This window comes from Blastococcus sp. SYSU DS0541 (assembly GCF_054050875.1).
Genome location: NZ_JBJHAD010000001.1, coordinates 161756 through 176196, shown reverse-complemented (window position 1 = coordinate 176196; position 14441 = coordinate 161756). Strand labels below are relative to the sequence as shown.

Below are 14441 nucleotides of genomic sequence, written 5' to 3'. Positions count from 1 at the left end.
CGTGCGAGGGGTGAGGAGGACGGGGTCCTTCTAGTAGACGGCGGCGCTGGCGCGTGCGGCCCGGCGGACCGCGCGCTCGGCGCGGCGGGAGGCCCGCCGTGCCAGGTAGAGACGGCGGGCGCGGGACGCGGCCATCGCCTCGGCCTGCAACTCGCTCATGCGACTGCGGGCCATGTCGTGCTCGAGCATGTACATCGCTGATCCTCCTGGTCGGCTCCCGCTCGGGAGCTCGGAACTGCTGGTCACGTGCTTACGGGGCGCGGATGGCCGCGGGCTCACGCCGCGACGACCTTCCGGGGACGGCCGCGTGGCCGCTTGCGGGCGATCACCGCGCCTCGGTCGAAGATCTCGCCGCCCCAGACGCCCCACGGCTCGGCGCGGGAGAGCGCGCCGGCCAGGCACGCCTCTCGCACCGGGCAGTCGCCGCAGAAGCTCTTGGCGAGCTCCAGCTGAGCCGGGCTCTCGGCGAACCACAGCTCGGGGTCCTGGACCCGGCACGGCAGGGGGCGCCGCACCGGTCCGGGGGGCAGGGTCGGGCGGGGCCGCCGCGGGGTGGGGCCACCGGTCCTGGGGAGCCCGGACCGGCGGTGGGACGTCGGGCGGTCGATCGTCTGCTGCACTGCCGCTCCTCCTCGTACTCGTCGGGTACGGCCGGCGGGGGTCCGCCGACCGAAGTCGGGGGCCGGGCGCCGCGGAGGCGGAAAACGAGAGAGGCCGCGGATCCCGGGGTTCGGGTTCCGCGGCCTCGAGGAGGACCGGTGAGCGGCTAGCTCAGGGGTCTCCCCGGGGATCGGATCCCGAGGGTGGTGCCGTCGTTCTGGGGCAGGTAGGTGGGCACGAAGCTGCGCTCGACGGTGCAGGGCGACTTCGGGCGCCGGTCCAGGGCGGGGGCGACGCGCGGCGTGCCGACGCCGAGGGCTCCGCCGAGGAGCGCGGTGGCCGCGCCGCCGGTACGGGCGGCGGTGGGCAGACCGGTGCCCTCGTGCTGGGCGGCGACACCGGTCATGACCAGGCCACCCACGTGCACGTCGGCGCCGCCCAGGCCGAGGAGGTCGGCGGAGGCAGCAGCGGTGGTCCAGGTGTTGTCGATCATCGGGATGCCCCCTCCTTCCTTCTCTCGCGCGCCGGCCGGTCGGCCGGGCTCGCCACGGGGTGCGGCTCGTGTGGAACGGGACACTAGGGGCGCCCCGGAATCCGGGTCAATCGAATTAGACGCGGTTCCTCCGCGTGGGGGTCCTACCGCGTCTCGGAACCGCCTGCCGTCGCCCTCGGCGACGGCATCCTCACCCGTTCAGCCGCTGACGGTGGCCAGCACGTCGGCGCCGTAGAGCTCCAGCTTCCGGGCCCCGATGCCCGGCAGCCCCGACAGCTCCCGGAGGCTGGCGGGCCGGCTCTCGGCGATGGCCTGCAGCGTGGCGTCGGAGAAGACGACGTAGGCCGGCACGGAGGCGTCCTGGGCGGCCTGGGTGCGCCAGGCCCGCAGCCGCTCGAAGAGCTCGCCGGCCTCCCCCTCGAGGACCACCTTGGGTCGCTTGGCCGGCCGGCGGGCCGGCGGCGCGGTCGGCGAGGAGCCCGGCGCCAGGCCGTCGAGGAACCGGCTGCGCGGCCGGGAGCGGCGGCCACCCGGATTGCGCGCCAGCGACCACGACAGGGTGAGCTGCTCGCGGGCGCGGGTCACCGCCACGTACAGCAGCCGCCGCTCCTCCTCCACCGCGTCCGGGCGGCTCAGCGACTGGGCGATCGGCAGCACCCCGTCGACCAGGCCGACGACGAAGACGACGTCCCACTCCAGGCCCTTGGCCGCGTGCATCGAGGCGAGCGTGACCCCCTGGACGGTGGGTGCGTGCTGGGCGTCGGCGCGCTCGGCGAGGTGGGTGACGAAGCCGGCGAGGTCCAGCGAGGGGGTCTCGGCCACCAGGTCGACGGCGAGGTCGACGAGCGCGGCGAGGGACTGCCAGCGGTCCCGCGCCGCCCCACCGGCCGGCGGGCGGTGCTCCACCCAGCCGGTGGACGCCAGCACGTCGCGGACCGCGGGCACGAGCATGCCGGGGTCGTTGCCCCCGGCGGCCGCCCCGCGCAGCAGCAGCACCGCCTCGCGCACCTCGGGCCGCTCGAAGAACCGCTCACCGCCCTTGAGGACGTAGGGGACGCCGGCGTCGGCGAGCGCGGACTCGTACACCTGCGACTGCGCGTTGATGCGGAACAGGACCGCGATCTCCGCGGCCGGCGTCCCGTCGTCGATGAGCGCCTTGCACCGGGCCGCGACCGCGGCTGCCTCCGCCGGCTCGTCGGGGTGCTCGACGAACCGCGGCTCGGGCCCCTGCGGCCGTTGGCCGAGGAGGCGGAGCCCCGGCAGCCCCTTGCGTGGCGGCGCCTGCCCGATCAGCCGGTTGGCCAGGCCCACGACCTGCGGGGTCGACCGGTAGTCGCGCTCGAGCTTGACCACGGCGGCGTCGGGATAGCGGTCGGCGAAGCCGAGCAGGTAGTCGGGGTCGGCGCCGGTGAAGGAGTAGATGGTCTGGTTGGGATCGCCCACCACGCAGATCTCGGCTCGGCCGCCCAGCCAGGCGTCGAGCAGCCGCTGCTGGAGCGGGTTGACGTCCTGGTACTCGTCGACGACGAAGTGCCGGTACTGCGCGCGGACCTGCCGGGCGACGTCGGGGTGCTCCTCGAGCGCGTAGGCGGTGACCAGCAGCAGGTCCTCGAAGTCCAGCGCCCCGTCGCGCTGCTTGGCCTGCTCGTAGCTGGCGTACACGGCGGCGACGGCGGCGGGCTCGAACGGCGCCTCGCGGCCGGCCGCCTTCGCCCGGGCCGGATAGTCCTCCGGCGTCGCGAGGGTGGTCTTGGCCCACTCGATCTCGCTGGCGAGGTCGCGCAGGCTGGCCCGGTCGGTGGTGAGCCGGTTGCGGGTGGCGGCGGAGGCGACCACCCGCAGCTTGTTCTCGATGAGGCCGGGCATCGGGCCGCCGAGCACCCGCGGGGCGAAGTAGCGCAGCTGGCGCATCGCGGCGGCGTGGAAGGTGCGGGCCTGCACCCCGCCCACGTCGAGGGCGGCGAGGCGGGCACGCAGCTCACCCGCGGCCCGCGCGGTGAAGGTGACCGCCAGCACCTGCTCGGGGACGTAGCTGCCGGTGTGCACGCCGTAGGCGATGCGGTGGGTGATCGTGCGGGTCTTCCCCGTGCCGGCACCGGCCAGGATGCAGACCGGCCCGGACACCGCCTGGGCCGCCTCGCGCTGCTCGTCGTCGAGGCCGTCGAGCACGGCCTCCGCGTCCGCATGCGCCATCGCCGGCGTCCCTCCGCGTTCCTCGTCCGGTCGTCCCCGGGAGCCGTCGGCTCCCGGCACGATCCTCCCAGCCGGCGACGACGGACGGCGGGAAGCATCCCCAGGGGCGGCTCGTTGGCATGCACGCACGCACACCACCCCGACCCGGGGCTGGACCGACCACGCACGAACAGGGAGACTCCCCGCGATGACCACGACCCCCGGCGCCGCCGTCACGATGTACACCACCACCTGGTGCGGGTACTGCGTGCGGCTCAAGAAGCTGATGCAGCGTGAGGGCATCGCGTTCGCCGAGGTCGACATCGAGACCGACCCGCAGGCCGCGGAGCTGGTCATGCAGGCCAACGGGGGCAACCGCACCGTCCCCACGCTGCTCTTCCCCGACGGCACCGCGCTCACCAACCCGAGCATCGACGCGGTCAAGGCCCAGCTCGCACACACCCCGGAGGCGTGAGCACCCGTGGTCCCCGGTCCCAGGCCCTCCGACGAGCTCGACGGGCGCGTGTTCACCGATGCGTCGTCCCGACCCGAGGTCCCGGGCTGCCCGGGGACCGCCGACCGCCCGCGCGTCGCGCTGACCCGCGGCGAGCGTGGCTGGGTCGTCGTGCCGCTGACCGGCCGCCCGGTCGACGGAGACCCCGTCGCCGACGTCGTCGAGGGCATGACCCTGGCCGACCTGGTGGCCGACGAGCTCGGCGGGCTGCCCGAGCCGGACCGCTCCGCGCGGCGCTCGGCCCGCGGCCCGGTGACCGCCCCCGGCGAGAGCGACCCGGTGGACGCGCGGATCGCCGCCCTGCAGCGCACGGTCGCCCAGCTCGAGCACGCGCTCGCCGCGCGGGTGTCCACGGAGCGGGCCATCGGGGTGCTCGCCGAGCGGCAGGGCACGAGCCCGCGCACGGCGTTCGAGGGGCTGCGCCGGGAGGCTCGCACGCAGGGCCGCCCCGTGGTGGAGCTGGCCCGCGAGGTGCTCGAGAGCCTCGCTCCCGATCCGGTCGCGCCCGCCGTCGCACCGGGCTCCCCCGCCCCGCTCGCGACCCCGCCCGCCCCGCGCCTCGAGCCGGTGGCCAGCGGCGCCGTCGCCACCGCGGACGGCCGCTCCTGACCCGTCCGGAACCGCTCTCCCCCGACGCCCTGGCCGATCGTCTGGCCGGCCTGCTGGCGGACCTCCCCGCGGAGCCCGGTGCCACCGCGTTGCGCGTCGCCGTCGACGGCCCCGAGCCGGCCGCCCCCGAGGCGCTGGCGGGCTCGATCGCCGAGCGGCTGCCGATGCTGGGCCGCGCCGCCGTCGTCGTCCCGGCCACCGGCTTCTACCGGCCGGCGTCGCTGCGGCTGGAGCACGGCCGCACCGACCCCGACGCCCGCTACACCGACTGGCTCGACGCCGGCGCGCTCGGCCGCGAGGTCCTCGGACCGGTCGGGCCGGGCGGCGCCGGGGAGTACCTGCCGGTGCTGTGGGACCTGGCGCGGGACCGCTCTGCCCGGGAGACGCGGCGGCCTGCGCCGGCCGGCGGCGTGCTGCTCGTGCCCGGCTCGCTGCTGCAGGGGGTCGGCCTGGCCTTCGACGTCGTCGTGCACCTGCGGATGAGCCCCGCCGCGCGCGGTCGCCGCACCCCGCCGCAGCAGGCGTGGGAGCTACCGGCGTTCGACCGCTACGACGACGAGGTCGACCCCGTGGCGCTGGCGGACGCGGTCGTGCTCGCCGACCACCCCGACCGCCCCGCACTGGTCCTCCAGGGGCGACTCCGGTGACGTGCTGGAACGGCGGGCTTCAGGGGCCCGCGCCGAGCTAGCGAGGCGTGGGGGGAAGCTCGTCCTTCAACCACAGGTCGAGGATGTGCCGCGCGATCGAGATCGACGGCGGCACCACCAGCTGCCCGTCGGGGCTGCGCAGCTCATCACGCGTGAACCAGCGCGCCTCCTCGATCTCGTGGGGGTCCAGGCGCAGCGGCTGGTCGGCGTCGGCCCGGGCCACGAAGCCGAGCATGAGGGACTGCGGGAACGGCCACGGCTGGCTGGCGACGTAGCGGACGTCGGTGACGCGCAGCCCGACCTCCTCCTCGACCTCCCGGGCCACGGCCGCCTCGGCGGACTCCCCCGGCTCGACGAAGCCGGCCAGGATGGAGAACCGCCCCGGGGGCCACGTCGCCTGCCGGCCCAGCACGACGCGGTCGCCGCCGTCGTGGACCAGCATGATCACCGCGGGATCGACGCGGGGGAAGAACTCGGTTCCCGTGCTGGGATCGCGCTGCGACCAGCCGGCCCGCTCGACCGTCGTCGCGACGCCGGTGAGGGGGCTGAACCGGTTCCGCTCGTGCCACTCCAGGATGCCGACGGCCTGGGCCAGCAGCCCGGCGTCCAGGTCGTCGAGGTCCGCGCCGACCTCGCGCAGGCCGGCCCACCGGTCGACCGTCCGGCCGTTGACCGTCAGCGACCGCTCACCGCGCACCGCCGCGTAGGGCACCCCGCCGGCCTCGCCCAGGAAGATTGCGCCCGCGGGCAGGGACGGCCGCTCGTCCCACACCAGGCGGGGACCGGTCGGCCCCTCCTCCACCGGCACGGCGCGGGCGGCGTCGACCGTCAGCACCCGCACCGGGCGGCCGCCGGTGGGGTCGGTCAGCGACCGGGCGAGGTGCGCGCGGTCGTGCCCGGAGCGCGACAGCAGCGGACCGCCGTCGCCGGTGGCGGGGCCCGCGGTCACGCCTGCCCGCCGCCCCCGGTGACGGAGACCGGCGCCAGGGTGCCGAGCTCGGCGGCCACCCGGTCGGCGTCGCCCACGACGACGGCGGTGAGGGCCTCGGGTGCCATGTACCGGGTGGCCGCCGCCTGCACCTGCTCCACGGTGACCGCGGTCAGGTCACGCTGGTGGGTGCTGAGCCAGTCCGCCGGCAGGCCCACCCCGAGCAGCGCCGACAGCGTGCTGGCCAGGCCGGCGTGCGTGGAGGTCGACAGCGCCATGCTGCCGAGGACGTACCGGCGGGCCGCGTCGAGCTCCGCCTCCGTGACCGGGGTCAGCGCCATGCGCCCCAGCTCGTAGAGCGTCTCCAGCAGGGCCGGGCCGGTGACCTCGGTCGCGACGTCGGCCTCCACCAGGAAGGACGAGGCCGCGCGCTGGTGGTCGATCGCGCTGCGCGGGCTGTAGCTGTAGCCGCGCCGCTCGCGGATGTTCTCCACCAGGCGGGAGGAGAAGTACCCGCCGAACACCATCGCCGCGAGCCGGGCCGCCGGGAGGTCGGGATCGGTCCGGGCGGGGGCCGGACCGCCCAGGCGGAGGTTGGACTGCACCGCGCCCGCCCGGTGCACCAGCTCGATGCCGTGCGCCGGCTGCTCGGTGACCGGCGGGGTCTCCACCGCCTTGCCGCTGCCGGTCCAGACCTCGAGCGCGGCGGCGACGGTGTCCGTGGCGGCCGCCGGGTCGACGTCGCCGACCAGGACCAGGATGCTCCCGGTCGGCAGCACCCGCTCGCGGTGCAGCCGTCGCAGGGCCGGCGCGCGCACGGCGGACACCAGCTCGGCGTCGGGCAGCTGGACGGCGTACGGGTGGCTGCCGTAGCGGCGGGCGGCCAGCGCGGACCGGGCGATGGTGCCCGGCTGGGTGCGGGCGATCGCGATCCGCTCGGCGAGCCGGTCCCGCTCGCCGTCGACGCGACCCGCCGGGTAGCTGGCGCCGGTGAGCAGCTCGGCGAGCAGCTCCAGCACCGGGGTGAGCCCGCCCGGGAGCAGCGTGGTCCCGAAGACCAGGCGGTCGGCGTCGGTGCTCACCGAGAGCTCGGCGCCGTGGCTCTGGAGCAGCTGGGCCACCTCGGCCTGGTCGTGCCGCTGCGTGCCGAGCAGCACGGCCCCGGAGAGGACGGCGCCGCGGGCGGCGTGCACGCCGGCGTTGCGCGCGCCGGCCGCGGCGAACGGCACCCGCAGGCGCAGCTCGACCAGGGGGACCCCGGGACGCGGCACCACGACGACGCGGAGGCCGTTGGGCAGTGTCGTCTCCACGGCCTCCGGCGCGGGCTGGGGGCGCGGCTCGCCGAGCGGGGGGATCAGGGCGGCGGTCATCGGGAGCCTCCAGCCGGTCGCAGCTCCAGCACCGCGACGGTGCCGGGATCGAGCCCGCGGGCGGCGCCCTGCACCGCCTCGGGGGTCACGGCGGCCAGCCGGGCGGCGAGCTCGCCGGCGAGCTCCGCCCGCCCGTGCACCAGCTCGGCGGCGGCGAAGGCGAGCGTGCGCCCCAGCACGGAGTCCGCCTGCTGCAGCAGCTGGGCCTCGATGCGGGCCTGCACCCGGCGCAGCTCGTCGGCGTCGACGCCGTCGGTGGCGATGCGGGCCACCTCATCGTGCACGGCGGACATCACGCGCTCGGCCGGCACGGCGGCCGGGTGGTGCACCTGGGTGGTGAGCAGGGTGGCGTCCCGGACGTCGAAGGGGTCGCCGAACAGGCCCACGTAGCTGCTCTGGGCGATGGCGATCCGATCGTCGTGGACCAGCCGACGCTCCAGGCGGGAGGCGTCGCCCTCGCTGAGCAGCTCGGCCAGCAGCACGCTGCCCAGGTAGGTGTCGAAGTCGCCCACCGGGTCGGGCACCCGCCAGCCGAGGGCGAGCGCCGGCGCGGTGGCCAAGGGGTCCTCGACGACGGCGGAGCGGACGGTGGTCGGCGAAGGCTCGCCGGTGTAGGGCAGGGACGGCACGTGGCGGCCGGGGATCGGGCCGAACCAGCGGCGCACCAGCTCCTCGGTCTCCGCGACGTCCAGGTCGCCGCCGATGCAGAGCACGGCGTTGCCGGGCGCGTAGTACTTGTCGAAGAAGTCGGTGGCGTCGGCGACGGTCGAGGACTCGAGGTCCACGAACGAGCCGTAGCCGTCGTGGGTGTTGGCGAAGCTCTCGAACGCGACCTGCGGCAGCTGCAGCCACGGGAAGGCGCCGTAGGGCCGGTTGAGCACGTTGACCCGGATCTCCTCCTTGACCACGTCGATCTGGTTGCGGAGGTTCTCCTCGGTGATCGCCGGCGCCGCCATGCGGTCGGCCTCGAGGAAGAGGGCACGCTCGAGCGCCTCGGCGGGCAACGCCTGGAAGTAGTTCGTGTAGTCCTGGTGCGTGGAGCCGTTGAACGTGCCGCCGGCGGCCTGCACCAACCGGGCGTGCTCCATCTTCGCGACGTTCGCCGACCCCTGGAACATCATGTGCTCGAAGAGGTGGGCGAACCCCGTCCGCCCCTCGGGTTCGTTGCGCATCCCGACGTCGTAGTAGACGCTCACCGCCACCACGGGCACGCTGCGGTCGGGGGCGAGGACCACCCGCAGGCCGTTGTCCAGCGTGAATCGTTCGATCGGGTGCCGCAGGGTCAGTTCGGTACCGGCTGCAGTCACGCACCCGACACTACGACGACGTCACCCTCCGGGTGGCACCGCGGGCGGACGGCGTCCCCAGCGATGGTGAGTCGCGGTGCCGACCGACGAGCGGGGCCCGGAGGGTCCCCGAGGAGGGACGCGGACCCGCTCAGGGCCCCCGGGGGACGGCACGTGGTCGCGGTGCCGACCGACGAGCGGGGCCCGGAGGGTCCCCGAGGAGGGACGCGGACCCGCTCAGGGCCCCCGGGGGGACGGCACGTGGTCGCGGTGCAGTCCGGAGGACTGCGGTGTCACAGCACGTCGACGTCGGCGAGGACCCGGTCGATGACGCCGTAGAGCTCGGCGTGGGTGTTCGGGATCGAGACGTACAGCAGCGCCGGCGCCGGCCGGCCGACGTCGATCAGCAGCAGCGCCGCCCGCTCCCCGGAGGCGTCGTAGCCCTCGACGTCCCACGACAGCTGGAACTCCAGCAGGTGGGCGGGGCGCCCGTCGACGGTGCGGGGCTCGTCCCGGCGGATCTCGATCGAGTTCGGCCCCGGGTAGTAGTTGGCGCGGACGCTGGCCGCCAGGGTCGTGACCGTGCCCTGCAGGGTCGACGGGCCGGCCCACCCGTACCCCTCGGCCACCGGACCGGAGGTGCACTGGGAGATGAAGATGCCGCCGTCGGGCGTCGCCTCCTGGGTCGTGAAGTACTGACCGGCGGTCGCGCTGGTCTCCAGCTGCCGGCCCAGGTCGAACTCCGACCAGCCCTCGCCCAGGTAGGGGTAGGAGATGCCGGCGGCCTCGTCGATGATCCGCACCGTGCCCGGCGGGAAGGCCTGCCCCGGGGCGGGCGCCGCACCCGGGGCCTCCGCGATGGCCGCGCCGGCGTCGTCGTCCCCGCCCGAGCCCAGCACGGCGACGACGGCGGCCACGAGCAGCACCAGCACCGCGCCCGCGGCGACCCACAGCCGGGCCGCGGCGCGGCGGCGGGTGGGCCCCGCCGGGACCTCGGGCCCGGCGGGTTGCTGCTGACCGGCCGGCCGTGTGGCGACCCGGTGCACCTCGACGCCCGGACCCGCGGGCATCATCACGTCGGACCACGCGGTCCCGCTCCACCAGCGCACCATGCCGGGGGCGCCGGCCGGGTCGGGGTACCAGCCCGGCGCCGCGTCGTGGCCCACTCCCGTCACGCCGCCAGCGTAGGGCGTGCCCCGCGGCGTCCCCGCCATCACGCGCCCGTCGAAGGAGGCTGCCGTGCACTCCCTCGAGGCGGCCGTCGTGCGCCGGCTGCGCGACGCCGGGTGCGTCTTCGCCGAGGACGAGGCGGCCCTGTTGACGTCGGCGGCCGGCGACGCCGAGCACCTGGCGCGGCTGGTCGCGCGGCGGGTGGCCGGTGCACCGCTGGAGCAGGTGCTGGGCTGGGCGGAGTTCTGCGGCCTGCGGATCACCGTCGCGCCGGGGGTCTTCGTGCCGCGGCGCCGGACCGGGCTGGTGGTGGACGAGGCCGCGGCGCTCGCGCGGCCGGGCGCCGTCGTCGTCGACCTGTGCTGCGGCACCGGCGCGGTCGCCGCGGCGCTGGCCGCCGCCGTCCCCGGCATCGACCTGCACGCCGCCGACGTCGACCCCGCGGCCGTGGCGTGTGCCCGGCTGAACCTCCCCGGCACTCCCGTGCACGAGGGCGACCTCTTCGACGCCCTGCCCCCCGGCCTGCGCGGCCGCGTCGACGTGCTGACGGCCAACGTGCCCTACGTGCCGACCGCCGCGATCGCGCTGCTGCCCCCGGAGGCCCGGGAGCACGAACCGCGCACCGCGCTCGACGGCGGCGCCGACGGGCTGGCGCTCGCCCGCCGGATGGCCGCGGAGGCGCCGGGGTGGCTGGCGCCGGGCGGCGCGGTGCTGTTCGAGTGCGGCGAGGGGCAGGTCGCCGCCGCGCTGGACCTGGTCGCCGCAGCCGGCCTGGCGGCCCGGCTGGTCACCGACGACGACCGCGGGGCCACGGTCGTCGTCGGCACCCGGCCCTAGCCGACGCGGCGGGCGGCCAGCTCCCGCCACAGGTGGGCCGCCGCCTCCGCACCGCGGTAGAGCATCGGCAGCAGCACCCGCTCGTTCGGGGAGTGGATGCGGTCGGTCGGCAGGCCGGCCCCGAGGAAGAGCAGCGGGGCCCCGAGGGCCTCGACGATCGCCGCCTCCGGGCCGCTGCCGCCCTCGCGGGTGAAGAGGACGTCGGCCGGGTCGGTGTCGAACGCCTGGCCGATGGCGGCGAGCAGCGCCGCCATGTGCGGGGAGTCCAGGTCGCTGGCGCACGGCGCGACCCCGCCGGGCGGGGTGTGCACCTCGGCCTCGATGCCCTCGGGGACGGTGGCCTCGACCCACGCGCGCAGCATGGGGCCGATGTCCTGCGGCCGCTGGTCGGAGACCAGGCGGAAGGTGACCTTGGCGTGCGCCTCGGCGGGGATGATCGTCTTGTGGCCGGGACCGGTGTAGCCGCCCCACATGCCGTTCACCTCGGCGGTCGGCCGGGCGCCGGTGCGTTCCAGGGTGGTGAAGCCGGCCTCGCCGTAGGTGGCCCGCGAGGCGGCGGGGCCGGCGAGCCACGCCTGCTCGTCGAACGGCACGCGGCTCATCAGCTCGCGCTCGCGATCGGACAGCGGGCGCACCCGGTCGTAGAAGCCCGGGATGGTCACCCGGCCCTGCTCGTCGTGCAGCTTCGCGAGCAGCTCCGCCATCGCGTGCAGGGGGTTGGGGACGGCGCCGCCGAAGGAGCCGGAGTGCAGGTCGACGGCGGGGCCGCGCAGCGTGATCTCGGCGTCGGCCAGGCCGCGCATCGCCGTCACCGCGCTGGGGACGTCGGGCGCGGCCATGCCGGTGTCACTGACGACGACGACGTCACAGGCGAGCCGGTCGCGCTTCTCCGCCAGCAGCGCCTGGAAGTGCGGGGACCCGGACTCCTCCTCGCCCTCGATCAGGAGCTTGACCGTGACGGCGGGGGTGTCGCGGCCGGTGGCGGCCAGGTGCGCGCGGAGGCCGAGCAGGTGGAAGGCGACGTTGCCCTTGTCGTCGATGGCGCCGCGGGCGTGCAGCTCGGGGCCGTCGGGGCCCTCGACGCGGGTGGGCTCGAACGGTGGGTGCTCCCACAGCTCCAGCGGGTCCACCGGCTGCACGTCGTGGTGGCCGTAGACGAGGGCGACCGGGGCACCGGCGTCGGCGCTGGGCCACTCCGCGAAGACGGTGGGGGCGCCGGGGGTCTCCCAGATCTCCACGGTCGGGAAGCCCACGCGGCGGAGCGCGTCGGCCAGCCACGTGGCGCTGGCGGCGACGTCGCGGGAGTGCGCGGGGTCGGCCGAGATCGACGGGATGCGCAGCCAGGCGTCCAGATCGGCGTGCAGGTCGTCGAGGTGGTCGAGGACGAAGTCACGTTCGGCGCTGGTCACGGTCCCCGACGGTAGCCGCGCCGCCCGGCGCCGCCGCCTGCGCCCGCCGCTCGGGGCCCACCAGCCAGCGGAACACCCCGCGCTCGACCGCCTCGGCCACCACGATCGCCACCAGCTGCACCCCGCCCCAGAGCGCGAGCAGGCTCCACTCCTGTCCGGCGAGCGGGGCCTGCAGCGAGCCGAGCTCGTGCAGCACCACGGCCAGCAGCAGGGACGAGAGCAGCGCGAGGGCCACCAGGGCGTGGCCGGCGGCGATCCAGGCGTTCGGGCGCGACCTGGTCTCGGTCGACTGCCGGCGCAGCCGCCGGAAGCAGACGATCCCGTAGCCGAGGCCCAGCACCGCGCTGACCGCCAGCAGGTCCAGCGCCTGCCACGTGGGCGCGACCCCGCCGCCGGTGGCGGTCGAGTCGATGATGAGCGCCGGGGCCACGACGACGGCGAGGGCGGCCAGCCCGTAGAGCGCCGCGGCACCCTCCCGCACCGCGCGCCCGGGCCGGAACCGGGTGCTCACCGGCCCTCGCGGGCCCGCAGCGCGAACCGGTCGACCAGCCCGCCGTCGGGGCGGATGCACCGGGCGGTCAGCCGGTCGCCGTCGACCTCGACGTGCAGGTACTGCAGCACCGAGGCCGCGGCGGCGGTGATCCGGCCCGGGCGCACCGGCGTCAGCTTGGCGCCGCCACCGCTGACCACGTAGGTGATGCCGTCCAGGGGGACGGTCCGCTCGTAGTTGTGGTCGTGGCCGGCCAGCACCAGGTCGACGGCGTGCCGCTCGAGCACCGGGACGACCTTCTCCTCGGCGCCCGGCGTGTCCCCGTGCCGCCCCGAGGAGTACGGCGGGTGGTGCAGGCAGACGACCTTCCACTGGCTCGCCGAGGTCGCCAGCGCGTCGTCCAGCCAGTCGATCTGGTCGGACGCCCCGGGGCCGAACAGGCCCGGCATGCTCGAGTCCAGGTAGAAGAAGTCCACCGGGCCGTGGGTGCTGCGGTAGTAGCGGGCCGGCGTACCGAGCAGCCGGAGCTCGGTCTCGATCTCCTCGAGCCGGGAGTCGCTGAAGTGCACCTCGCCGTCGTGGTTGCCGATGGCGAGCTCCACGTCGACCCCGGCGTCGACGAGCGGGCCGTAGGGGCGCAGGAAGACGTCCTCGAAGCGGTCCTCGATCCGGCCGTAGTAGCAGATGTCGCCGAGGTGGGTGATCAGCCCGTACGGGTTCTCCTCGTAGCCCTGGGCCATCCGGGTGGCCACGGCGATCGCCTGCCGGCCGCCCGTGCCGGTGTCCCCGACCGCGGCGAAGGTGAGCCGGTCGGGCGTGGTGGTCCAGGCCTGCCGGGGCAGGACCAGCTCGGGCGTGCGGCCGGGGACGAGGTCCTCGCGGCTCAGCAGCGGCCAGACCTGGTCGGCGAGCACCCCTCCGGTGAGGGCCGCCCCGCCGACGCCTGCGGCTGCCGCGAGGAACTGTCGTCGGGTCAGCGACATGAGAGGTCCAACGACGCGGGGTCGCCGGGGCGTTCCCGGGGGGCGCGGTGCCCGCGCGGAGCGTTAGCGTCCGGGGCATGCCCGGAGAGCTGCTGCGGACCGATGTCGGCAACCTGACCTTCGACGTGCGCGTCGACGGACCCGAGGACGGCCGGCCGGTGCTGCTGCTGCACGGGTTCCCCGAGACCTCGGCGTCCTGGGCCGCGGTGACGCCGCTGCTCACCCAGGCCGGCCTGCGGACCTACGCGCCCGACCAGCTGGGCTACTCCCCCGGCGCCCGGCCGTCCGAGGTCGAGGCGTACGCGATGCAGAACCTGGCCCAGGTCACCGCGGACCTCATGACCGCGCTGGAGGTCCCGGTCGCCGACGTCGTGGGCCACGACTGGGGGGCCAACGTCGCCTGGACCCTCGCCGCATGGCACGCCGACCGGGTGCGGTCGCTGACCGCGGTCTCCGTCCCGCACCCGGCCGCCTACACCGCCGCCTTCCGGATCGACCCCGAGCAGAAGGAGCGCTCGGCGTACATCCGGCTGTTCTGGCAGCCCGGCAAGGCCGAGGAGGTGCTCCTCGCCGACGACGCGCGGCGGCTGCGCCGGATGCTGCTGGGCGCCGACGGCGACACCGGGGTCTCGCCGGAGGCGGCCGACGAGTACGTGGCGGTGCTGTCGGCGCCGGGTGCGCTCACCGCGGCGCTGAACTGGTACCGGGCGATGAGCTCCGACATCCGGGTGGACAAGGTCGAGGTGCCGACGACCTACGTGTGGAGCGACGGCGACGTCGCGATCGGGCGGACGGCGGCGGAGGCGTGCGCGGAGTTCGTCACCGGCGACTACCGCTTCGTGGAGCTGCCCGGCGTCACCCACTGGATCCCGGAGCAGGCACCCGAGGAGCTCGCCCGCGCGGTCCTGGACCGGGTCGCCAGCACCTGACCTC

At 76.0% G+C, this 14441-nt stretch carries 16 protein-coding genes; 5 read left to right on the top strand and 11 right to left on the bottom strand.

Annotated features, from left to right (window positions below; translation table 11 throughout):
• Nucleotides 1-30: 30 nt before the first annotated feature.
• The 4 genes from ACI794_RS00795 to ACI794_RS00780 all read right to left on the bottom strand — a co-directional run bounded on the left by ACI794_RS00795 (nt 31) and on the right by ACI794_RS00780 (nt 3286).
• The gene (locus ACI794_RS00795) at nt 31-195 is read right to left on the bottom strand and encodes a hypothetical protein (RefSeq protein WP_456580560.1); all 165 of its coding nucleotides are present in this window, start codon (nt 193-195) and stop codon (nt 31-33) included.
• A gap of 80 nt (nt 196-275) precedes the next feature.
• A complete protein-coding gene (locus ACI794_RS00790) occupies nt 276-515 on the bottom strand; it encodes a WhiB family transcriptional regulator (protein WP_456602042.1) in 240 nt (79 codons plus the stop codon).
• A 251-nt stretch (nt 516-766) separates the two neighbouring features.
• Entirely contained in the window at nt 767-1093 is a 327-nt protein-coding gene (locus ACI794_RS00785) for a hypothetical protein (protein WP_456602041.1), read from the bottom strand.
• A 198-nt stretch (nt 1094-1291) separates the two neighbouring features.
• Nucleotides 1292-3286: an ATP-dependent helicase gene (locus tag ACI794_RS00780; protein WP_456602040.1), complete on the bottom strand. Its 1995-nt coding sequence runs from the start codon at nt 3284-3286 to the stop codon at nt 1292-1294.
• Nucleotides 3287-3473: 187 nt separating this feature from the next.
• Between ACI794_RS00780 and ACI794_RS00775 the strand changes: the two genes are divergently transcribed.
• The 3 genes from ACI794_RS00775 to ACI794_RS00765 all read left to right on the top strand — a co-directional run bounded on the left by ACI794_RS00775 (nt 3474) and on the right by ACI794_RS00765 (nt 5035).
• Nucleotides 3474-3740, top strand: coding sequence for a mycoredoxin (locus ACI794_RS00775; protein ID WP_456602039.1), 267 nt, complete (start codon nt 3474-3476; stop codon nt 3738-3740).
• A 6-nt stretch (nt 3741-3746) separates the two neighbouring features.
• A complete protein-coding gene (locus ACI794_RS00770; protein WP_456615484.1) occupies nt 3747-4388 on the top strand; it encodes an ANTAR domain-containing protein in 642 nt (213 codons plus the stop codon).
• 89 nt (nt 4389-4477) lie between these two features.
• Entirely contained in the window at nt 4478-5035 is a 558-nt protein-coding gene (locus ACI794_RS00765) for a uridine kinase (RefSeq protein WP_456580566.1), read from the top strand.
• A 37-nt stretch (nt 5036-5072) separates the two neighbouring features.
• Here the strand turns inward: ACI794_RS00765 and nudC are convergent, their stop codons facing one another.
• The 4 genes from nudC to ACI794_RS00745 all read right to left on the bottom strand — a co-directional run bounded on the left by nudC (nt 5073) and on the right by ACI794_RS00745 (nt 9794).
• A complete protein-coding gene (gene nudC, locus ACI794_RS00760; RefSeq protein ID WP_456615483.1) occupies nt 5073-5984 on the bottom strand; it encodes an NAD(+) diphosphatase in 912 nt (303 codons plus the stop codon).
• Nucleotides 5981-7333, bottom strand: a complete 1353-nt coding sequence (locus ACI794_RS00755) for a M16 family metallopeptidase (RefSeq protein ID WP_456615482.1) — start codon at nt 7331-7333, stop codon at nt 5981-5983. Before ACI794_RS00755 ends, nudC begins: the two co-directional genes overlap by 4 nt.
• Complete coding sequence (locus ACI794_RS00750) at nt 7330-8640, bottom strand: M16 family metallopeptidase (protein WP_456615481.1); 1311 nt, start codon at nt 8638-8640, stop codon at nt 7330-7332. The genes ACI794_RS00755 and ACI794_RS00750 overlap by 4 nt, the downstream gene beginning before the upstream one ends.
• A gap of 272 nt (nt 8641-8912) precedes the next feature.
• Nucleotides 8913-9794: a DUF2510 domain-containing protein gene (locus ACI794_RS00745; RefSeq protein ID WP_456602034.1), complete on the bottom strand. Its 882-nt coding sequence runs from the start codon at nt 9792-9794 to the stop codon at nt 8913-8915.
• 64 nt (nt 9795-9858) lie between these two features.
• On the opposite strand from ACI794_RS00745, the gene ACI794_RS00740 reads away from it, so the two are divergent.
• Nucleotides 9859-10626, top strand: a complete 768-nt coding sequence (locus tag ACI794_RS00740; RefSeq protein WP_456615480.1) for a putative protein N(5)-glutamine methyltransferase — start codon at nt 9859-9861, stop codon at nt 10624-10626.
• On the opposite strand, the gene ACI794_RS00735 is transcribed toward ACI794_RS00740, so the two are convergent.
• From ACI794_RS00735 to ACI794_RS00725, 3 genes are read right to left on the bottom strand one after another with little or no spacing between them, the layout of a single operon-like run.
• On the bottom strand, nt 10623-12035 hold the full coding sequence (locus ACI794_RS00735; RefSeq protein ID WP_456615479.1) for a dipeptidase: 1413 nt from the start codon (nt 12033-12035) through the stop codon (nt 10623-10625). The genes ACI794_RS00740 and ACI794_RS00735 overlap by 4 nt on opposite strands.
• A complete protein-coding gene (locus ACI794_RS00730; RefSeq protein WP_456615478.1) occupies nt 12016-12546 on the bottom strand; it encodes a hypothetical protein in 531 nt (176 codons plus the stop codon). Before ACI794_RS00730 ends, ACI794_RS00735 begins: the two co-directional genes overlap by 20 nt.
• Nucleotides 12543-13508, bottom strand: a complete 966-nt coding sequence (locus ACI794_RS00725; protein ID WP_456615477.1) for a metallophosphoesterase family protein — start codon at nt 13506-13508, stop codon at nt 12543-12545. Before ACI794_RS00725 ends, ACI794_RS00730 begins: the two co-directional genes overlap by 4 nt.
• A gap of 77 nt (nt 13509-13585) precedes the next feature.
• On the opposite strand from ACI794_RS00725, the gene ACI794_RS00720 reads away from it, so the two are divergent.
• Nucleotides 13586-14437 (top strand): alpha/beta fold hydrolase, encoded by an 852-nt coding sequence (locus ACI794_RS00720; protein WP_456602029.1) that lies wholly within the window; start codon nt 13586-13588, stop codon nt 14435-14437.
• Nucleotides 14438-14441: the final 4 nt, after the last annotated feature.

Excerpts from the sequence above, each read along its gene's own strand:
- ACI794_RS00795 (WP_456580560.1), bottom strand. The coding sequence starts at position 195 with ATGTACATGCTCGAGCACGACATGGCCCGCAGTCGCATGAGCGAGTTG.
- ACI794_RS00785 (WP_456602041.1), bottom strand. The coding sequence starts at position 1,093 with ATGATCGACAACACCTGGACCACCGCTGCTGCCTCCGCCGACCTCCTC.
- ACI794_RS00780 (WP_456602040.1), bottom strand. The coding sequence starts at position 3,286 with ATGGCGCATGCGGACGCGGAGGCCGTGCTCGACGGCCTCGACGACGAG.
- ACI794_RS00775 (WP_456602039.1), top strand. The coding sequence starts at position 3,474 with ATGACCACGACCCCCGGCGCCGCCGTCACGATGTACACCACCACCTGG.
- ACI794_RS00755 (WP_456615482.1), bottom strand. The coding sequence starts at position 7,333 with ATGACCGCCGCCCTGATCCCCCCGCTCGGCGAGCCGCGCCCCCAGCCC.
- ACI794_RS00725 (WP_456615477.1), bottom strand. The coding sequence starts at position 13,508 with ATGTCGCTGACCCGACGACAGTTCCTCGCGGCAGCCGCAGGCGTCGGC.
- ACI794_RS00720 (WP_456602029.1), top strand. The coding sequence starts at position 13,586 with ATGCCCGGAGAGCTGCTGCGGACCGATGTCGGCAACCTGACCTTCGAC.